The sequence below is a fragment of the Streptococcus sp. HMSC062H02 genome (genome assembly GCF_001813005.1).
Lineage (GTDB): Bacteria > Bacillota > Bacilli > Lactobacillales > Streptococcaceae > Streptococcus > Streptococcus oralis_S.
Window position 1 is genome coordinate 1 of sequence record NZ_KV811097.1, and the last position, 20,696, is coordinate 20,696.

Annotated in this window: 16 protein-coding genes; 12 read left to right on the top strand and 4 right to left on the bottom strand. The window is 40.0% G+C overall.

Annotated elements, in window-relative coordinates; genetic code table 11:
• The first annotated feature begins 209 nt into the window (after positions 1 to 209).
• The 12 genes from HMPREF2885_RS01515 (at position 210) to HMPREF2885_RS01570 (ending at position 16,582) form a co-directional block, all read left to right on the top strand.
• Positions 210 to 4,601 carry a PolC-type DNA polymerase III gene (locus HMPREF2885_RS01515; protein ID WP_070656900.1) on the top strand — a complete coding sequence of 1,464 codons (4,392 nt, stop codon included), beginning with the start codon at positions 210 to 212 and terminating at the stop codon, positions 4,599 to 4,601.
• A gap of 280 nt (positions 4,602 to 4,881) precedes the next feature.
• The gene (locus HMPREF2885_RS01520) at positions 4,882 to 6,156 is read left to right on the top strand and encodes an ABC-three component system protein (RefSeq protein ID WP_070656901.1); all 1,275 of its coding nucleotides are present in this window, start codon (positions 4,882 to 4,884) and stop codon (positions 6,154 to 6,156) included.
• 1 nt (position 6,157) lies between these two features.
• Complete coding sequence (locus HMPREF2885_RS01525) at positions 6,158 to 6,871, top strand: ABC-three component system middle component 1 (RefSeq protein WP_070656902.1); 714 nt, start codon at positions 6,158 to 6,160, stop codon at positions 6,869 to 6,871.
• A 4-nt stretch (positions 6,872 to 6,875) separates the two neighbouring features.
• Positions 6,876 to 9,524 carry an AAA family ATPase gene (locus HMPREF2885_RS01530; RefSeq protein WP_070656903.1) on the top strand — a complete coding sequence of 883 codons (2,649 nt, stop codon included), beginning with the start codon at positions 6,876 to 6,878 and terminating at the stop codon, positions 9,522 to 9,524.
• Between the two features lie 145 nt (positions 9,525 to 9,669).
• On the top strand, positions 9,670 to 9,933 hold the full coding sequence (locus HMPREF2885_RS01535) for a type II toxin-antitoxin system RelB/DinJ family antitoxin (protein WP_070656904.1): 264 nt from the start codon (positions 9,670 to 9,672) through the stop codon (positions 9,931 to 9,933).
• Positions 9,926 to 10,204 carry a type II toxin-antitoxin system YafQ family toxin gene (locus HMPREF2885_RS01540; RefSeq protein WP_002902247.1) on the top strand — a complete coding sequence of 93 codons (279 nt, stop codon included), beginning with the start codon at positions 9,926 to 9,928 and terminating at the stop codon, positions 10,202 to 10,204. Before HMPREF2885_RS01535 ends, HMPREF2885_RS01540 begins: the two co-directional genes overlap by 8 nt.
• An 87-nt stretch (positions 10,205 to 10,291) precedes the next feature.
• Complete coding sequence (locus HMPREF2885_RS10125) at positions 10,292 to 10,444, top strand: hypothetical protein (protein WP_070656905.1); 153 nt, start codon at positions 10,292 to 10,294, stop codon at positions 10,442 to 10,444.
• 21 nt (positions 10,445 to 10,465) lie between these two features.
• On the top strand, positions 10,466 to 11,707 hold the full coding sequence (locus HMPREF2885_RS01550; protein ID WP_070656906.1) for an aminopeptidase: 1,242 nt from the start codon (positions 10,466 to 10,468) through the stop codon (positions 11,705 to 11,707).
• A gap of 9 nt (positions 11,708 to 11,716) precedes the next feature.
• Positions 11,717 to 11,947 carry a GlsB/YeaQ/YmgE family stress response membrane protein gene (locus tag HMPREF2885_RS01555; RefSeq protein ID WP_000901575.1) on the top strand — a complete coding sequence of 77 codons (231 nt, stop codon included), beginning with the start codon at positions 11,717 to 11,719 and terminating at the stop codon, positions 11,945 to 11,947.
• A 73-nt stretch (positions 11,948 to 12,020) separates the two neighbouring features.
• Positions 12,021 to 12,743, top strand: coding sequence for a pseudouridine synthase (locus HMPREF2885_RS01560; RefSeq protein ID WP_070656907.1), 723 nt, complete (start codon positions 12,021 to 12,023; stop codon positions 12,741 to 12,743).
• A 111-nt stretch (positions 12,744 to 12,854) separates the two neighbouring features.
• Positions 12,855 to 14,189, top strand: a complete 1,335-nt coding sequence (gene pepC / locus HMPREF2885_RS01565) for an aminopeptidase C (RefSeq protein ID WP_070656908.1) — start codon at positions 12,855 to 12,857, stop codon at positions 14,187 to 14,189.
• A gap of 164 nt (positions 14,190 to 14,353) precedes the next feature.
• Positions 14,354 to 16,582 carry an HAD-IC family P-type ATPase gene (locus tag HMPREF2885_RS01570; protein WP_070656909.1) on the top strand — a complete coding sequence of 743 codons (2,229 nt, stop codon included), beginning with the start codon at positions 14,354 to 14,356 and terminating at the stop codon, positions 16,580 to 16,582.
• 59 nt (positions 16,583 to 16,641) lie between these two features.
• Here HMPREF2885_RS01570 and HMPREF2885_RS01575 read toward each other — a convergent pair whose 3' ends face one another.
• The 4 genes from HMPREF2885_RS01575 to HMPREF2885_RS01590 form a co-directional block, all read right to left on the bottom strand.
• Positions 16,642 to 17,553 carry a PTS system mannose/fructose/sorbose family transporter subunit IID gene (locus HMPREF2885_RS01575; RefSeq protein WP_000818313.1) on the bottom strand — a complete coding sequence of 304 codons (912 nt, stop codon included), beginning with the start codon at positions 17,551 to 17,553 and terminating at the stop codon, positions 16,642 to 16,644.
• 14 nt (positions 17,554 to 17,567) lie between these two features.
• Positions 17,568 to 18,380, bottom strand: a complete 813-nt coding sequence (locus HMPREF2885_RS01580; RefSeq protein ID WP_049479446.1) for a PTS mannose/fructose/sorbose transporter subunit IIC — start codon at positions 18,378 to 18,380, stop codon at positions 17,568 to 17,570.
• Between the two features lie 75 nt (positions 18,381 to 18,455).
• Positions 18,456 to 19,445, bottom strand: a complete 990-nt coding sequence (locus HMPREF2885_RS01585; protein WP_020901963.1) for a PTS sugar transporter subunit IIB — start codon at positions 19,443 to 19,445, stop codon at positions 18,456 to 18,458.
• A gap of 282 nt (positions 19,446 to 19,727) precedes the next feature.
• Entirely contained in the window at positions 19,728 to 20,540 is an 813-nt protein-coding gene (locus HMPREF2885_RS01590) for a Cof-type HAD-IIB family hydrolase (protein ID WP_070656910.1), read from the bottom strand.
• Positions 20,541 to 20,696 lie beyond the last annotated feature (156 nt).

The following is a 20,696-nucleotide window of genomic DNA, read 5'->3' on the forward strand; positions in this document are numbered from 1 at the left end:
AAGGTGTCGCAGGTTCGAATCCTGTCTTCCCGATCGATTACGAGGATACTTTAGGGTATCTTTTTTTTATTTACTAAGGAGATTCTGAGAGTCTTCTTTTTTGTTTACGGAATAAATTTGTGTAAACTAGCAGTGCTTAAGGAATGGTACTAGTCATATATTTTCTTTAATTATGGTAAAATAGTAAAAGAATAATGTGAGGAAAATGAATGTCAAGTAAGTTTGAAATTTTAATGAATCAACTAGGAATCTCTGATCAATTGAGACGGGATCCTGCTCTTGTTGATGCAAAAATTGAGCGTGTTGTGGTTCATAAAATTAGTAAGATTTGGGAATTTCATTTTGTATTTTCTAATATTTTACCGATTGAAATCTTTTTAGAGTTAAAGAATGGGCTTAGTGAAGAATTTTCTAAAACAGGCAATCGAGCTGTTTTCGAAATCAAGGTTCTCTCTCAAGAATTTTCAAATGAACTCTTGCAGGCCTACTATAGAGAGGCTTTTTCTGAAGGTCCATGTGCAAGTCAGGGGTTTAAATCTCTTTACCAGAATTTAAACGTTCGTTCGGAAGGAAATCAACTCATTATTGAAGGTTCAGAGGCGATTGATAAGGAGCACTTTAAGAAGAATCATCTTCCTAATTTGGCAAAGCAACTCGAAAAGTTTGGTTTTCCAGCTTTTGTATGCCAAATAGAAAAGAACGATGCTCTTACACAAGAGCAGGAGGAAGCCTTCCATACGGAGAATGAACAGATTGTGCAAGCTGCCAATGAGGAAGCGCTCCGGGCTATGGAGCAACTGGAACAAATGGCTCCTCCTCCAGTAGAAGAGAAGCCAGCCTTTGATTTTCAGGCTAAAAAGGCTGCGGCCAAGCCTAAACTAGATAAGGCTGAAGTTACCCAGATGATCGACGTGACGACTGAGGAAAATCGCCTGGTCTTTGAAGGGGTCGTTTTTGATGTGGAGCATAAGGTGACCAGAACTGGTCGTGTTTTGATCAACTTTAAAATGACAGACTACACTTCAAGTTTTTCAATGCAAAAATGGGTTAAGAATGAAGAAGAGGCTCAGAAGTTTGACATCATTAAGAAGAATTCTTGGCTTCGAGTTCGTGGGAATGTGGAGATGAATAACTTCACACGTGATTTGACCATGAACGTCCAGGATGTGCAGGAAGTGGTTCACTATGAGCGGAAGGATTTGATGCCAGAAGGTGAGCGTCGGGTTGAGTTTCATGCTCATACAAATATGTCGACCATGGATGCTTTACCAGAGGTTGAAGAAATCGTTGCGATAGCTGCTAAGTGGGGACACAAGGCGGTTGCCATCACGGACCATGGGAATGTCCAGTCCTTCCCACATGGCTACAAGGCAGCTAAGAAAGCTGGAATTCAGCTGATCTATGGAATGGAAGCCAATATCGTGGAGGACCGTGTCCCTATCGTTTACAACGAAGTGGAGATGGGCTTGTCAGAAGCGACCTATGTGGTCTTTGACGTGGAAACGACGGGACTTTCAGCTATCTATAATGATTTGATTCAGGTTGCGGCCTCTAAGATGTACAAGGGGAATGTTATTGCCGAATTTGATGAATTTATCAATCCCGGGCATCCATTATCAGCCTTTACTACTGAGTTGACAGGAATTACAGATGATCATGTCAAAAATGCTAAACCACTGGAACAAGTTTTGCAAGAATTCCAAGAATTTTGCAAGGATACAGTCTTAGTTGCTCACAATGCTACCTTTGACGTTGGCTTTATGAATGCCAACTATGAGCGCCATGGTCTGCCTAAAATTAACCAGCCAGTTATCGATACGCTGGAGTTTGCTAGAAATCTCTATCCTGAGTATAAACGTCATGGTTTGGGACCTTTGACCAAGCGTTTTGGTGTGGCACTTGAACACCACCACATGGCCAACTACGATGCGGAAGCTACTGGTCGTCTGCTCTTCATCTTTATCAAAGAGGTGGCAGAGAAACATGGTGTGACTGATTTAGCTAGACTCAACATTGATTTGATTAGTCCAGACTCTTATAAAAAAGCTCGGATCAAGCATGCGACTATCTATGTCAAGAATCAAGTTGGTTTAAAAAATATTTTTAAGCTGGTTTCTTTGTCCAATACCAAGTACTTTGAAGGGGTGCCACGGATTCCGAGAACGGTTCTAGATGCCCATCGGGAGGGCTTGATTTTGGGGTCGGCTTGCTCGGAAGGCGAAGTTTTTGACGCAGTTGTTTCCCAAGGTGTGGATGCGGCGGTTGAGGTGGCCAAGTATTATGACTTTATCGAGGTCATGCCACCAGCTATCTATGCTCCCTTGATTGCCAAGGAGCAGGTCAAGGATATGGAAGAACTCCAGACTATTATCAAGAGTTTGATAGAAGTCGGGGACCGTCTTGGCAAGCCTGTTTTGGTTACGGGAAATGTTCACTATATTGAACCGGAAGAAGAGATTTACCGTGAAATTATTGTCCGTAGTTTGGGACAGGGGGCTATGATTAACCGAACCATCGGTCATGGTGAACATGCCCAACCAGCACCGCTACCGAAGGCTCATTTTAGAACGACCAATGAAATGTTGGATGAATTTGCTTTCTTGGGAGAAGATTTAGCACGCAAATTAGTCATCGAAAACACCAATTCCTTGGCAGATATCTTTGAACCTGTTGAGGTTGTTAAGGGTGACTTGTATACACCTTTCATTGACAAGGCGGAAGAAACGGTCGCCGAGCTGACCTACAAGAAAGCTTTTGAGATTTATGGAAATCCGCTGCCAGATATTGTTGATTTGCGGATTGAAAAAGAATTGACTTCTATTCTGGGGAATGGATTTGCCGTGATTTATCTGGCATCGCAGATGCTGGTGCAACGTTCCAATGAACGGGGCTACTTGGTTGGTTCTCGTGGGTCTGTTGGGTCCAGTTTTGTTGCGACTATGATTGGGATTACGGAGGTTAATCCTCTCTCTCCACACTACGTCTGTGGTCAGTGTCAGTACAGCGAGTTTATCACCGATGGTTCTTATGGTTCAGGTTTTGATATGCCTAATAAGGACTGTCCAAACTGTGGCCACAAACTCAGCAAAAATGGACAGGATATTCCTTTCGAGACCTTCCTTGGTTTTGATGGAGATAAGGTTCCCGATATTGACTTGAACTTCTCGGGAGAAGACCAGCCTAGCGCCCACTTGGATGTGCGTGATATCTTTGGTGAGGAATATGCCTTCCGTGCAGGAACGGTTGGTACGGTGGCTGCCAAGACTGCCTATGGATTTGTCAAGGGCTACGAGAGAGACTATGGGAAGTTTTATCGTGATGCAGAGGTGGAACGCCTTGCTCAAGGTGCAGCTGGTGTCAAGCGCACAACGGGACAACACCCGGGGGGAATTGTTGTTATTCCTAACTACATGGATGTTTACGACTTTACGCCTGTTCAGTATCCAGCAGATGACGTGACGGCTGAATGGCAGACGACTCACTTTAACTTCCACGATATCGATGAGAACGTCCTCAAACTCGATGTGCTGGGACATGATGATCCGACCATGATTCGGAAACTGCAGGACTTGTCTGGGATTGATCCTAATGAAATTCCTATGGATGATGAAGGTGTCATGGCCCTCTTTTCTGGGACTGATGTGCTAGGTGTGACTCCTGAACAAATCGGAACGCCAACGGGTATGCTGGGGATTCCAGAATTTGGAACCAACTTTGTACGTGGGATGGTCGATGAAACCCATCCGACAACCTTTGCGGAGTTGTTGCAGTTGTCAGGGTTGTCTCACGGTACAGACGTTTGGCTGGGCAATGCCCAAGATTTGATTAAACAAGGGATTGCTGATCTATCAACCGTTATTGGTTGTCGGGACGACATCATGGTTTACCTCATGCACGCGGGCCTCGAACCCAAGATGGCCTTTACCATCATGGAACGGGTACGTAAGGGATTGTGGCTCAAGATTTCTGAAGAAGAACGAAATGGATACATCGAAGCCATGAAGGCCAATAAGGTGCCAGAGTGGTATATCGAATCTTGTGGAAAAATCAAGTACATGTTTCCTAAAGCCCATGCGGCAGCCTACGTTATGATGGCCCTTCGTGTAGCTTACTTCAAGGTTCACCATCCGATTTATTACTACTGTGCTTACTTCTCAATCCGTGCCAAGGCCTTTGATATCAAGACTATGGGTGCGGGCTTGGATGCCATCAAACGCAGAATGGCAGAAATCGCTGAGAAACGTAAGAACAATGAAGCTTCCAACGTAGAAATTGACCTCTACACAACTCTTGAAATCGTCAATGAGATGTGGGAACGTGGCTTCAAGTTCGGCAAATTGGACCTCTATCGCAGTGATGCGACTGAATTTCTCATCGATGGGGACACCCTCATCCCACCATTTGTGGCTATGGATGGTCTGGGAGAGAACGTTGCCAAACAATTAGTGCGCGCTCGTCAGGAGGGAGAATTCCTCTCTAAAACCGAGTTACGCAAGCGTGGAGGCCTTTCCTCAACCTTGGTTGAAAAGATGGATGAAATGGGGATTCTCGGCAATATGCCAGAGGATAATCAGTTGAGTTTGTTTGATGAGTTGTTTTAAATGTTTAGCAGTGTGTCAAATATTTTATAGGATAAGATAGTCGAATGTAAGTAGTTTTATTATGGACAACCGAAATATGATTATGTATTGTTATTGCTGATTTTGGTGTGTTATATAATTAGAATAAGTAAAATAGTTAGGTTTGGTTAATATGGCTCTAGAAATATTAACTCATCTAAACGTGATTGTTTTGTAAGGTTTGCTATTAAAGAAAAGGAAAAAATGCTGGGAAATATGTTGAAATTGGGAAAAGAACATTTATTGGGGTAATATTAGGGCAATGAGAGTTGATAGAAGAAATGCGGTGTCTAGTTGGAGTGGTTATAATCATCAAGGAAAAGTGGGAATATATTTAGCATTAACCGAACTTAAAGAACTTATAGGAAAAGGAAATCCATATAAAGATTATAAACTAATACTTGAAAAAAATGGTGGTGAAGATGTTGAGATTTGTCAATCTACACGAGTAATATCAAGGCATCAAGTAAAAGCTAAGAAAAAGGGGAGATATCCGAATGATTATCGTAATGTTAGATCAATAAATTCTAAGAAATGCCCCTCTGGGTATCAAACTTCAGGAACGACTAAAGATAGTAGATTTTTACATGTTATTTGTGAAGTTCAGGGATGGGATATGAATGAGGAAGTATTCCAACAAACCTATAAAGGAGCAAGTTATGTACCTAATAAGAGCCGAGTTCAACTATATACCTATCCAGATAATAAAAAATATTGTGATTTAGTTAGAGGGGGCCAATCACCTATTGATAATTTTTGCGAAGAAAAAATCAAGGAAATCTTGATATATTCTAATAGTTCTTTAAAAGATGATTCTGAACATATAGAGGAGACGCTATGTGAAATTAAAGATTTAGTTTCTAGACGGATTAGTCAAGCACATAATAATGGAAATGGTGTTTATCCTGTAATATATTTTCAAGAAATTTTAAAAATTATTATTTCACAGGAAAAACGTCATAAACAATCTATTAGAAGAGCGAAATTAAGTTTTGAAATGTATTGGAATAACATTGTTGAAGATGATGTTGATACGACTGTTATAAATCAGATATTAAATTTACCTGATGACAAATTTGAACAATTGCTGATTGACTTACATCCAGATAACAATATCGCTGAACTTCAGCAATTAAATAATATAGATAATTTAATTGATAAAGATAGCATTGGATATATCCTATATGAATTTCTTAAAAATTGTAAACAAGAAAGACTTTTGTTAGATAGTTTACGGTATGATCAAAACAATGAGTCATTGAGACTTAGCATGATTCATGCGCCCAAAGCGGCAGCGAGAAATGTTAGCGACGAAATTATTAAGAATATAAACTTTCTAGAAGCAAGTTTTGATACTGATTATTTGATTAATATGAATATAAATGGACAAAAGTTTTTTGAAGAGAAGCCAATCCATGAAGGTGGAAAAGAAAAGCTGTTTGCAGGAGCCCTTGGCGAGGAAAAAAATAGAATATTTTCAAATAATTTAGAATATATTGATTGTGTGAATACTGTTGAAAAATTGAAAGAGGATTGAAATGGATAGTTTTTTGCAACAGATCTTAGAACAACATAATTTTCATAAATGTGATGAGCATTTAGAATTGTGGGGAGGGGAAGGAAATGAATTTTTCCTTATTCAAGAATATAGTAGGGAGGATTTTAAATCTAGTAGCGAAGGAGGGTCAGATTTTTTTACTTGTGAGCAAACAAATAAGTTGATATCTTGCTTTGAAAAACTTAATGATAATAAGATTAAGAAAAATACCTCTTTATTTGTAACCATAAAAGTTGATGAACTGAAGCGATCATATGAAAGTCTTAGAAATATGATTATGAAAGTTGAAGAAGATGAATATTACTTTAGAAAGTATGTCATACTATATACCGAGGAAGGATTGAGCAGATTGAACTCGAATATTGAAGACTTGCTAAATTATATTCAGTCTACATCTCCTGAGGGTGAGTATTTATTTGATAAATTTGAGAGTGGAATGTTTTTTGATACTTCTTATTTTATTGCTATACAACTAATTATTAAATTACCATTTGCTTCTCTTCATCATTCTGATAATCATTTTGAAATAGTTGAAAATAAAATCCAAGCACGAATTGAAATGGAAGGGTTAAATGATCATAAAAAGCAGGTAGATAATATTTTAGAAATTTTTAGTGGAGTTGATATTAGGAAACAACTTGAAGATGAAGCTAGTGGTTTGCTGGATAGCTTAAATCAAATTTTAGGAGACTGAACTTGTGAAGATTAGGAAAATTTTACTTTATAATTTCAAGAACTTTAGAAATGAAACAGTTATTGATTTTAGTGATGGAATAACATTTTTAGTGGGACCAAATGGATATGGTAAAACAACAATTTTTGATGCAATTGAATTAGGGTTAACTGGTAATCTTTCTCGCATTAATAAAGTTACTGCTGAAAATATTGTATATAATAAGCCGTTCTTTCAGAATGAAATTGGTCAGCCGGTAATTATAAAATTGTGGCTAGAAAAAATGAATGGTGACCAACTTTTAATTGTAAGAAAATTAGTAAATAGTTCTACTGATAGTAGAAATTCATTTGCACCTTTGAAGTCTGCCAGTCAGTTTAAGTTATTTAGACAAGTGGAAGTAAGCGAGACAAATTTTAGTTCTATAGATAATACTAGTCTGGAAGAGATTACTCAAAGTTCTATTGACGCATTTTTAGGTATTAATGGGAAATATGAGATAGAAAAAATTTTCAATCTATTTAATTATATTCAACAGGAAGAAACAACCTTTTTTCTAAAGCAAACGGAACAAGAAAGAGGCGATAGTTTATCTTTTTTAGTAAAAACGGATAAAGTAGAGAAGAAAATAAAAGAGATTAATACAGTAACAAACGTTATTAATAGAAAGATTAGTGATTTAGAGGGACAATTAAAAAACTTAAAACAGCAAGAACTATCGGATGTCCCTTATCATAGATTATTTAATCATAAGGAATTTGTATTTGATTGTGAAACTCCTTTTTCTATTGCTAATCTTGACAAATTATTAACTTACCAAAATACTTTACAAAATATTATTGATTTTAAGAAGAATTTCTCGATAGAGGAGTATAATAGAAAGACGGAAAGAGATAAAAGAAAAAAAGATATTGCTGGTGATACGGCTAATAAACAAGCATTATATTTTTCAATGTTATATCCAAATATTCTTAAATCAAATTCTCAATGGCTGTGGGAAAAGTATTCATTAGACAATCCAAAATTATTTGAATATGTGCTTTTAGAGAATTACCTACAATCATATGAGAGAGTTGTTCATGATTGCAATCGAAGAAAGCAACTAAATACCTACTTGACTAATTTATCAGCGGATATTACTGAGATGACAGAACAGTCCATTACTTATACTCAAAATGATAGATTGTCAGGTGATTTTGAATTGCTTAAAATACAAGTAGTTAAATTTCAAAGTCTGAGGAATAATGCTAGCCAGGTAGACAAAAATTTAAGTGAACTACGACAATTAAGGAGTAATTTAAGTAATAAGTTTGACGAGTTGAGATATCGACATATTGATGAAAACAAATGTCCATTCTGTAATTCACAGTTCCAAACATTTGAAGAATTGAAGCAAGCTTATGATAGTTATAAAAATTATCTAACTGAAATTTCGTCTCAAAATAGTCTGCAATTGCAAGAAGTTCAATTATCGCTGAATAAACTGATCCAGCAACTGAAGCAGAAAATCATTGATGAAATAAAAAGCCTCTCTACGGATGTAGATAAAAAATTATTAGATAAATTACAAGAATTAAAAAATTTGTATCAAAGTTATTCTCAGGATGTCGAAGTTTTTAAAACTTTTATTCAGTCGTACACGATTATGGTACCATATGAGTTGGGAAGGTTAGAATTTAAAGACTATAACCGGCAGCACCAGTTAAACTTGCAAGAATTTCAATCAAAATTAGTAGTTGATAATGATGTTTATCGTTTACTAGATATTAATAATCTGGGAAATATAAAGAGGCAACTGGATGATTTAAGAGAAGAATTTTCTGAATTACAGTTTGAAACGTACCAATTGGAATCAAGTTCATATTCGAAGATAAATATGGAGATGATTGATAGTCGATTGCTTGAATTAAAAAATGCTATGCACTCGGCAGTTGATAATAACTATGCTATTAATGAGAATCTGATAGCAGACGCTGAGAACATATTTCCTACATATTTTCAAAGTAAAGTGGAAGTGTTAGAGGATATTCGTATTGGAGATTTAGAGAATAAGAAACTTTATCTTGATAGACAGCATAAACTAGTTCAAAATCAGCAACTTCAAGATTTATCAAGTCAGATAGAAATATTGAGAATAACTGTGGAACGATTAGAAGAAATTAATACTATATATAAAGAAGAGGTAAAACAGTTTAAAATAGATATTGTTAAAAAGCTACGTATCCCATTCTTTATATATTCAGCAAAAATGTTACAAAATTATCAACAAGGTATGGGGATTTTCTTAACGCACAAGAAAACAACGAGTAGTGATAATGGGAAAGTAGCAATTATTAGATTTAAATCCGACACCAATAATGATCATGATGTAATGAATCAGCTGAGTACAGGGCAGTTGGCTGTTGTGTCTCTAGCATTTACTCTTTCACTGAATACGATGTTTAAGCTATCTGATAATTTGAATTTCTTAATGATAGATGATCCAGTTCAAGACATGGATGCTATGAATGTACTATCTTTTATTGAAATTTTACGTCATGGAATTATAGATAAGTATCAGATCATTTTATCAACTTATAGCGATTTTAATGCTTTGTTCATGGGTTATAAATTTGCAAATTCAAATTCGAAAGTAAATATAAAATATGAAAAGGTTAGTGACTTGCAAGGATAATATGTAAATTTTTTCTTTTCCTTGTTTTCTCTGTGAATCTTCCGCGCTACAATAATATCCAATAACAAAGAGGCTAATGTATATCCAATAGATTTACATTAGCCTTTTTTTGTGTTAAAATAATAAATAGAAAGAAGGTGAGAGTATGTCAAAGACTAGTATGAGCATCCGCTTGGACAGTGAGGTCAAGGAGCAGGCTCAACAGGTTTTCAACAGCTTGGGAATGGATATGACAACGGCTATCAATATTTTTCTTCGTCAGGCTATTCAATACCAAGGGCTACCCTTTGATGTTAGACTGGATGAAGGTAGGAAGCTAATGGAAGTATTGGCAGACTTAGAGCAAAATCGGAATATGAGTCAGTCTTTTGGGAGTGTCTCAGACTTGATGGAGGATTTGCGTGCTTAAGATTCGTTACCATAAACAGTTTAAAAAAGATTTTAAGTTGGCTATGAAGCGTGGACTTAAGGCAAACTTGTTAGAAGAAGTATTGGAGTTTTTGATTCAGGAAAAGGAACTTCCTGCCAAATATCGAGACCATCAACTGACAGCATCCAAGCACTTTAAAGGAGTACGTGAATGCCATATCCAGCCGGATTGGCTCCTAGTCTATAAAGTGGACAAGGAAGAATTGATTTTAAACTTGCTTAGGACAGGCAGTCATAGTGATTTGTTTTAATCTATTAAAAGATAATTGAGAATTCTGAAGACACCAGCAAGATTAGAAATTTATACCTTAGAATTATGTTTTAGAAAGGACTCTCCCATGAAACTTACCATTTCCGCTCAGGATAAGCCAGCGCAAAAGGTGTTTGATTACCAACTGGACTTTGATCCAGATACGATTTTGAAAATGACCGCCTTGATTTGCAGTACTGTGGCAGCGGTTAGCCTGCTGTCCTTGTTTAAAGAAAAATAAAAACAGAAAAGAGAAACAAAAATGGTTTTACCAAATTTTAAAGAAAATTTAGAAAAATATGCGAAATTGTTGGTTGCGAATGGAATTAACGTGCAACCTGGCCATACTTTAGCACTCTCTATCGATGTGGAGCAACGCGAGTTGGCGCATCTAATCGTCAAAGAAGCCTATGCACTTGGTGCGCATGAGGTTATTGTTCAGTGGACAGATGATGTCATCAATCGTGAGAAATTCCTTCACGCGCCGATGGAGCGTTTGGACAATGTGCCAGAATACAAGATTGCTGAGATGAATTACCTTCTTGAAAACAAAGCAAGTCGTCTTGGAGTTCGCTCGTCTGATCCAGGTTCCTTGAACGGAGTGGATGCTAACAAGCTTTCTGCTTCTGCCAAAGCGATGGGACTTGCCATGAAGCCAATGCGTATCGCAACGCAGTCCAACAAGGTTAGCTGGACTGTGGCAGCCGCTGCGGGACTTGAATGGGCTAAAAAAGTCTTTCCAAATGCTGCAAGCGAAGAAGAAGCAGTGGATCTCCTTTGGGATCAAATCTTCAAAACTTGCCGTGTCTACGAAGAAGATCCCGTTAAGGCTTGGGAAGAACACGCAGCTATCTTGAAGAGCAAGGCTCAAATGCTGAACAAGGAGCAATTTTCAGCTCTTCACTACACAGCGCCTGGAACAGACTTGACACTTGGATTGCCAAAGAACCACGTTTGGGAATCAGCTGGTGCTGTCAATGCTCAAGGCGAAGGTTTCTTACCAAATATGCCGACAGAGGAAGTCTTCACAGCGCCAGACTTCCGTCGTGCAGATGGCTATGTCACTTCTACAAAACCACTGAGCTATAATGGAAATATCATTGAAGGGATTAAAGTAACCTTCAAGGATGGTCAAATCGTAGACATTACTGCTGAAAAGGGTGATCAGGTCATGAAGGACCTTGTCTTTGAAAATGCGGGTGCGCGTGCCTTGGGTGAATGTGCCTTGGTACCAGATCCAAGTCCGATTTCTCAGTCAGGAATTACCTTCTTTAATACCCTTTTCGATGAAAATGCCTCAAACCACTTGGCTATCGGTGCAGCCTATGCAACCAGCGTCGTTGGTGGAGCAGAGATGAGCGAAGAAGAGCTCGAAGCTGCAGGACTTAACCGTTCAGATGTTCACGTTGACTTTATGATTGGTTCTAGCCAAATGGATATCGATGGTATCCGTGAGGATGGAACACGCGTACCCCTCTTCCGTAATGGAGACTGGGCAATTTAAGGAGAAGCTATGCTTGGAAGTATGTTTGTTGGTCTCCTAGTGGGGCTCTTGGCAGGTGCTTTGACCAATCGTGGGGAAAGCATGGGATGCTTTGGAAAAATGTTTCTCGGCTGGATTGGTGCCTTTTTGGGCCACTTGCTTTTCGGAACTTGGGGTCCAATTATAGCAGGAACGGCCATTATCCCAGCTATTTTAGGAGCTATGATTGTCTTGGCTATTTTCTGGAGACGAGGAAGTTAGTTTCTTGAAAAATTAGAAAAAAGGAGGTTGGTCACTTGGGCTAGCCTCCTTTTGAGTATGATATAATAGTTCTATGAGATTAGATAAATTTTTAGTTGCTTGCGCTGTAGGAAGTCGGACAGAGGTAAAAAACCTGCTCAAGGCTGGGCGTGTGACGGTTAATGGCAAGAAAGAAAAATCAGCAAAACTGCAAATCAATGAAGAAAGAGATGAGATTCGTTTTGACGGTCAAGTGCTGGAGTATGAAGAGTTTGTCTACTACATGATGAACAAGCCCCAAGGAGTCATTTCAGCGACTGAGGATCCCAAGCATAGAACGGTTCTGGACTTGTTGGACGACTATGAACGTGCTAAAGAAGTCTTTCCTGTAGGGCGCTTGGATATCGATACCCATGGTCTTTTGCTCTTGACCAATGATGGTCAGCTGGCTCATGCCCTTCTATCGCCCAAGCGTCATGTGGATAAAACTTACTTAGCTCAAGTCAAGGGAATCATGACCCAAGAAGATGTGGAAACATTTGGCAAGGGTATTCCGCTCAAGGACTTTACCTGCCAGCCGGCCAAACTGGAGATTTTGTCAGTGGATTCAGATAAGGGTGAAAGCCAGGTTCGGGTGACCATTAGAGAAGGAAAATTTCATCAAGTCAAACGCATGGTAGCATACTGCGGGAAGGAAGTAGTGGACCTACAACGTTTGGCTATGGGGACTCTAGTTTTGGATGAGAATTTGAAACGGGGAGAATGGCGTCGCTTGACCATGGAGGAAGTAGAAAACCTACTTGCAAGCGTAGGCTAGTTCAATATATGTTAGTAAAAAGGTGAGTCTATTTGGCTTGCTTTTTTCATTTTTCAGTTGCTTCCTTTGTGAAAAGAGTTATAATAGACAGTAGAATAAAAGGAGGAATCTATGAACGCGATTCAAGAATCATTTACGGATCAATTATTTGCCAACTATGAAGCAAATGTAAAATACCAAGCTATCGAAAATGCTGCCAGCCACAACGGAATTTTTGCAGCCCTAGAACGTCGTCAGAGCCATGTTGACAACACACCGGTTTTCTCATTGGATTTGACCAAGGACAAGGTGACTAACCAGAAAGCGTCTGGTCGTTGCTGGATGTTCGCAGCCCTCAACACTTTCCGCCACAAACTCATCTCGCAATACAAACTAGAAAACTTTGAGTTGTCACAAGCCCACACCTTCTTCTGGGACAAGTATGAAAAATCCAACTGGTTCTTGGAGCAAGTCATTGCGACTGCAGACCAAGACTTAACTAGTCGCAAGGTTAGCTTCCTACTCCAAACTCCACAACAAGACGGCGGTCAGTGGGATATGGTCGTTTCTCTCTTTGAGAAATACGGTGTCGTACCCAAGTCTGTTTACCCTGAGTCTATCTCATCTAGCAATAGCCGCGAGCTCAATGCCATTCTTAACAAATTGCTTCGCCAGGATGCCCAAATCTTGCGTGATTTACTAGCATCTGGTGCAGACCAAGCGACTGTTCAAGCCAAGAAAGAAGACCTCTTGCAGGAAATCTTTAACTTCCTTGCTATGTCTTTGGGGCTTCCACCACGCCAGTTTGACTTTGCCTACCGCGATAAGGATAACAACTACCAAAGCGAAAAGGGAATCACGCCACAGGAATTTTACAAGAAATATGTCAATCTACCTTTAGAAGATTATGTTTCGGTTATCAATGCGCCAACTGCTGACAAGCCTTACGGTAAATCATATACAGTTGAGATGTTGGGAAATGTCGTTGGTAGCCGTGCAGTTCGTTACATTAACGTATCGATGGAGCGCTTGAAAGAATTGGCGATTGCCCAAATGCAAACAGGTGAGACTGTTTGGTTTGGTTCAGATGTTGGTCAGCTAAGCAACCGTAAAGCTGGAATCCTTGCGACAGATGTTTATGACTTTGAATCAAGTATGGACATTCAACTGACTCAAGATAAGGCTGGACGTTTGGACTACAGCGAAAGCTTGATGACCCACGCCATGGTCTTGACAGGTGTGGATTTGGATGAAAACGGCAAATCAACCAAGTGGAAAGTTGAAAACTCTTGGGGAGATAAGGTTGGTACTGATGGTTACTTTGTTGCCTCAGACGCTTGGATGGACGAATACACCTACCAAATCGTTGTTCGCAAAGAACTGCTGACAGCAGAAGAACAAGCTGCCTATGAAGCAGAACCAATCGTGCTTGCACCATGGGATCCAATGGGTGCCTTGGCAGAATAAAATATCAAGAAAAAAGGTTAGGGAAATTCTAGCCTCTTTTTAAGTTCTTCTTAAAGTGGCGATAGATGATGCTTACCAAGGGAGTTCTTCTTAGTTTAAGTCTTTAAGTGACAGAGGAAAGGATATGTGTTATTATAGTAGTACAAAAGGATATTGGAGTAGAAATGAAGTATTTAAGCAGCCAAGACATCAAGGATCGTCAACGAAATATCAGCGACATTAAACCTTATAAAACGACCAAGGAAATCGTCGTTTCAAATATCTTTACCTTCTTTAATGCCATGAACTTAGCTCTGGCAGTTCTGGTAGCTACAACCTTGCGATTTGAAAATATGCTCTTTTTAGGTGTGATTGCTATCAATACAGCCATTGGGATTTTCCAAGAAGTGCGTTCAAAAAATGCTTTGGAAAAGCTAAGTTTGCTTGGTAAAAGTAAGTACAAGGTCAATCGAGATGGTCAAACGATCGAGATTGATCCAGAAGACATCGTTCTGGGGGAATATCTGCATCTCAATCTGGGAGATCAGGTACCTGTCGATGCAGAAGTGCTTGAAGGAACGATCGAAGTGGATGAGTCCTTGCTGACTGGTGAGAGTGATTCAGTCTTTAAAACGGTTGGTGACCAGCTGATGAGCGGAAGCAATGTCGTTAGCGGTACTTGTCTGGTTACGGCAACGGCGGTCGGACCCGATAGTTATATCAACAAACTCGCAAAATCCAGCAAGGAATTCAAAAAATACCCTTCTCAACTACGCGATTACATGGATAAGATTTTAAAAATCGTCTCGATCTTGCTGGTGCCAGTTGCCATTCTGCTCTATGTCAGAGGTTTTAGTCTAGGACGGTCTTATGTTGAAATTGTATTGGGAAGTTCAGGTGCCTTGGTCGGCATGATTCCGGAGGGGTTGATTCTCCTGGTCAGTGTATCTCTTGCGGTAGCGGCCATGAAGTTGGCTAAAAAGAAGGTTCTGGTGCAGGAGCTATACTGTGTAGAGACCTTGGCGCGAGTAGATGTTCTTTGTTTTGATAAGACAGGTACCATCACGACGGGGAATATGAAGGTCCAAGAAATGGATGCCAATGTAGCAGAGAAACTATCTTCTTATCTAGCTTATTTTGAGGATGAAAATGCGACGTCGCGGGCTCTGAAAACTTACTTAACCTGTGAGAAAAAGTGGGAAGTTCAAGAAGTCGGTGCCTTTTCAAGCAAAAACAAGTATTCCTTTGTCCAAGTAAAAGAGGGTGGGACCTATTTCTTCGGTGCTTATGAATTTCTAGGCTTTACCCAGCCGATGGATGCCTACTATGAACATCTGAAGCAGCAAGGTTTTCGAATCTTGACACTTGCCCATAGTAAGGACCACATCACGAGTCCAGCCAATATGGAACTACTAGGGCACATCATTTTGTCAGATGAGATTAAGGACAATACCAAGGAAACCTTTGACTATTTCGAATCTCAAGGTGTTGAAGTGAAGATTATCAGTGGTGATAATCATGTGGCTGTGTATGGGGTGGCTCGTAAGGCAGGTTTTAAGGAAGAAGCCCGTGCGATTGATATGACCAAGGTGAGCGATGATGACTTTGAAAGAGTGGTCTTGGAACACGAAATATTTGGACGTGTGACACCTGAACAGAAGCAAAAGATGGTATCTATTTTGCAAAATGCTGGTAAAACAGTTGCCATGAGCGGTGACGGGGTCAATGATGTTCTGGCTCTCAAGAAAGCAGATATCAGCTTTGCCATGAAGGGGGCTACGAGTGCAGCCAAAAGTGTATCCAATATTGTTTTTCTCACTGATGACTTTGCAGTATTTTATGATATCTTGATGGAAGGACGCCGGGTCATCAATAACATCCAAAAGGTAGCCTCTCTCTTTCTAACAAAGACTTTCTTCTCCATCGTGTTTGCCATTTTGAGTGTGATATTTGGTTTGGAATTCGCCTTTATCCCCATTCAGTTTACAATCATTTCAGCCATTACGATTGGGATTCCATCCTTCTTCCTAACTTTTGAGTCCAATAAAGAAAAGGTCAGCACACATTTTATGCGAGATATTTTGACCAATGCTGCGATTGGTGGTGGCATTCTAGTCGCTAGTGTACTCCTGACGAACTTCTTTATCACTGTCCCAGGTCAGGTCAAATTTATTTGCTTCCTCCTTGCTTTAATTAATGGTCTGTGTCTAGTTGCCAAGGTCAGCTTGCCTTTTAATCGATACAAGATGCTTTTGCTCACGTTTTTGAGCCTTGCAGCCCTTGTTGGTGTACTTGCCAATACTTTTATCCTACAGGGAGCTTTTGTGCCTTTAGAAGCCAAACAGCTACTCTATGTTGCCATACTAGCAGTGGTGATTGGGTGCTTTCATTATCTTACTAGGAGAAAAAGTTGATACATAAAAAGAATCAGGTTTAATCCTGATTCTTTTTTGTTTATATATTCTCACCGAGATTACATGATACCGAAGAAACGAGCTGCGATACCAACTGCAAAGAGGGCAAGGATGATTGTGATTGGAGATACTTTTTTCTTAAGCAACCACATGCAAAGGAAAGTAAGGAGAAGTCCCATCAATCCTGGAATCAATGAGTCCAACTGACCTTGAAGCGTTTGTGGTTGAACTCTATCTAGGCTCATACCACTAAGCGCTTGACCAAGAATGCCCTTCAACTCAGCTCCTGTAACAGGACCTTCTGGGAAGTTGATGTAGGCACCTTCTGACAATTGTTTGCCTGGAAGGTTGATAGTGAAGTTGATGGATACCCAACGTTGTACAAGAACGGCAAGGATGAACATACCAAGGATAGAAGCACCTTTAGTGATGTCTTTCAAGATACCACCAGACATGTCTTTAGTGATCTCAGATCCAGCTTTGTAACCGAACTCTTGTGTATACCATAGGAAGGCCATACGGATAGCATTCCATCCAAAGAAGAAGAGAAGGGGACCAACAATGTTACCAGATGCAGCAAGTGATGCACCAAGGGCTCCAAGGATAGGACGAACTGTAAACCAGAATACTGGGTCACCGATACCAGCAAGAGGTCCCATCATACCGATCTTAACCCCTTGGATAGCCGCGTCGTCGATTTCTACACCGTTAGCGCGCTCTTCTTCAAGTGCAAGAGTAACCCCCATGATTGGAGCAGCTACGTATGGGTGAGTGTTGAAGAACTCAAGGTGACGCTCAAGAGCAGCCGCTTGGTCTTCTTTTTTAGTGTACAATTTTTTGATAGCTGGGATTAAAGAGTAAGCCCAACCCAAGTTTTGCATACGTTCATAGTTCCAAGAACCTTGAAGGAATTGTGAACGCCACCAAACTTTTTGACGATCTGATTTTGATAATTGAATTTTTTCAGCCATGATTGTTCCCCTTTCTAGTAGTCTTCTAGGATATCACCGATTGGGTCGTTAGAAGTCGCAGCTCCGCCGCCACCGTTTCCGCCTTGTTTTGTAAGGTTAAGGTAGATGAAGGCAAGGGCAACACCGATGACACCAAGGGCAATCAAAGTCAATTGAGAGATTGCTGCAAGAGCAAAACCGATAGCGAAGAATGGCCATACTTCACGAGTTGCCATCATGTTGATAACCATAGCGTAACCAACGGCAACGACCATAGCACCACCGACAGCCATACCACCATTCAACCATTCTGGCATCAAACCAAGAGCATCTTGAACAGCAGAAGCTGGGATAGCGATAAGGAAGGCAGCAGGGATTGCAATACGAAGACCTTGAAGAAGAAGTGCAACAAAGTGAGCACGCTCAACAGCTGCAATGTTTCCGTCTTTAGCAGCAGCATCAGCTGAGTGAACTAAGGCAACTGAGATTGTACGAACAATCATTGTCAAGAAAAGTCCAGCTACAGCAAGAGGGATAGCTGTTGCCGTTGCAACGGCGATACCATCAGTAGTAAAGTTACCACCTTTGATCAAGATGATTGCTGCAGCAACAGATGCAAGAGCAGCGTCAGGAGCTACGGCAGCTCCGATGTTTGCCCAACCAAGGGCGATCATTTGAAGAGATCCACCAAGCATAACCCCTGCTTCGAGGTTACCAGTTGCAAGTCCGATAAGGGTACATGCGACGATTGGTTGATGGAATTGGAATTGGTCGAGGATACCTTCAAGACCTGCAAGGAAGGCAACAACTACAACCAAGATAGCAGAAATGATTGAAATATCTGACATGGTTTTATTCCTTTTCTATTTAGTTTTAATAAAGTATTTAATCCTGTTTTCAAAAATGATAGAAACAGATTAACATTATTGAACGTTTGCTTTCTTAATCAAGTCAAACAAATCTTTTTTCGTGTCGTTTGGTACTTTACGTACGTCAAATTCAACACCGAGGTCACGCATTTTTTCAAAGGTTGCAACGTCTTCTTTGTCCATAGACAAAACGTTGTTGATCATTGTTTTACCTGTTGAGTGAGCCATAGAACCAACGTTAAGGGTCTTGATTGGCACGCCACCTTCGATAGCACGAAGTGCATCTTGTGGAGTTTCAAACAAGATAAGGGCATGAGTTTCGCCGAAACGTGGGTCTTTTGCAACGTCGATCAATTTCTGGATTGGGACAACGTTAGCTTTTACACCGTTAGGAGCTGCTTGTTTGATCAATTCTTTACGCAACTCGTCGTTTGCAACGTTGTCTGAAGCAACGATGATACGATCTGCTTTTGAATCTGGAGTCCAAGCAGTGGCAACCTGACCGTGAAGGAGACGAGTGTCTAGACGAGCAAGGTTGATTTTCAGTTTACCATCACCGATAACTGTTCCTTCTGGAATAGCAGCTTGGGCAACTGGAGCAGCTGCAGCAGTTGCAACTTCCTCAACTGGGTTAAGCGCTTCTGGAAGAGCCTTGATGCCATCTTTGGCTTCTTTAATGATATTCGCAGCGACTTTATCCACACCTGCATTCGCGTCCATAAGGCGCTCTGTGTAGGCTTGGATCAACATCGGCAAGTTCAGTCCTGTGATGATGGCAAACTTACGTTCTGGATTTTCTCCCATTACGCGGCTAGCTTGGTTGAATGGAGATCCACTCCAAAGGTCAGCCAATACTAGAACCTCATCTTCTGCGTCAAATGCAGCCACAGCGTTGTTGAATTTAGCGTAAAGGTCATCTGGACCTTCATTTGGCATAAAGGTTACAACTTGAACCTTTTCTTGTTCACCAAAGATCATAGATCCTGACTGATGAATACCCGCAGCAAATTCGCCGTGGCTCGCAATAATGATTCCGATACTCATTATTGTCATTCCTCCTTATAAAATGTTTGACTGTATGTTTAAGAAAACTTTAAGCCTAACTTTAAGTATAAACCGTTTTCATATAAAAATCAACTACTTTTTCTAAAAAGATGTAAAAGTTTTCATAAAATGACTTTTTAAAAATATTAATATATCAATAGTTTTGAGAGGTAAGTGAAAATGGCGATAGAAAATTTAATATAAAAATACAGAAAACGAGGTGCTTTTGTGAAAACAGAATGAAAACAAAAAGGAAAGATTGCGACCATGCAATCTTCCCTTTTATAGGAATAAATTTTGTAAAGCGTGGGCAACTCCATCTTCTTCGTTGGTCAGAGGAAGTTGTTCGTCTGCATATGGAAGAAGAGCAGGATTGGCGTTTTTCATAGCATATCCCTTGCCTGCAAATGCCAACATTTCAGTGTCATTATGCTCATCACCAAAGGCGATTAAGTCTTTTTTATCACGATTCATCACATTGAGCAAGTACTCTAGAGCAAAGGCCTTGTTTACACCCTTGGGAGTACACTCGAGGATGTTGAGGGGCCCGCCCCAGGTATTGATAGCTAGTTGGTGCTGATAAAAATGATTCATCTCGTCCGCTAAAGCGTATTTGTCTTCAGCCCTTGTTTGCAAGAGGATGCAGTTGGGATCTTTGGTTACTCGTTCGGGCTTGAATTGATTTTCCGGCCGGAAGTTCTCTACGCCAAATAGTTTAGGGTCTGCAATTTCCTCATTCGGAGTCGTGATATAGAATTTTTTTCGATATTCTCCTGCAATAAAATCAGCCTGGATGTCCTCCGTGCGCTTGACCATGTCTAGGAGGTATTTTTTGTCCAAGGTCAGGCACTTTTCATGCGCCCAAGCCTGTCCTGGTAGATGGGTAAGGGAACCATTAAAGTTAATCATGGGAGTATGCAATTCTAGCTCACGGTAGAAATCTTTTGCCATACGATACGGACGTCCCGTAGTGATGATGACATGGTGTCCTTTTTCTGAAATTTTTTTGATCGTCTTTTTGGTGAAATCGGAGAGCTTGCTTTCACTATTCAGCAGGGTTCCATCCAAATCGACTGCGATAATTTTTTTAGTCATATAAACCTTCCTAGTCGTTTCCAGATAAGATGTCTTCTATTATATCAAAAAGAAGGAAGAAAAGCAGACAAGAACAAAAACTACAGTTGCTTTGATTTATTAAATAAATCAAACAAACATATTGAAAAGGTGAATGATAAATGATATAATACTAAT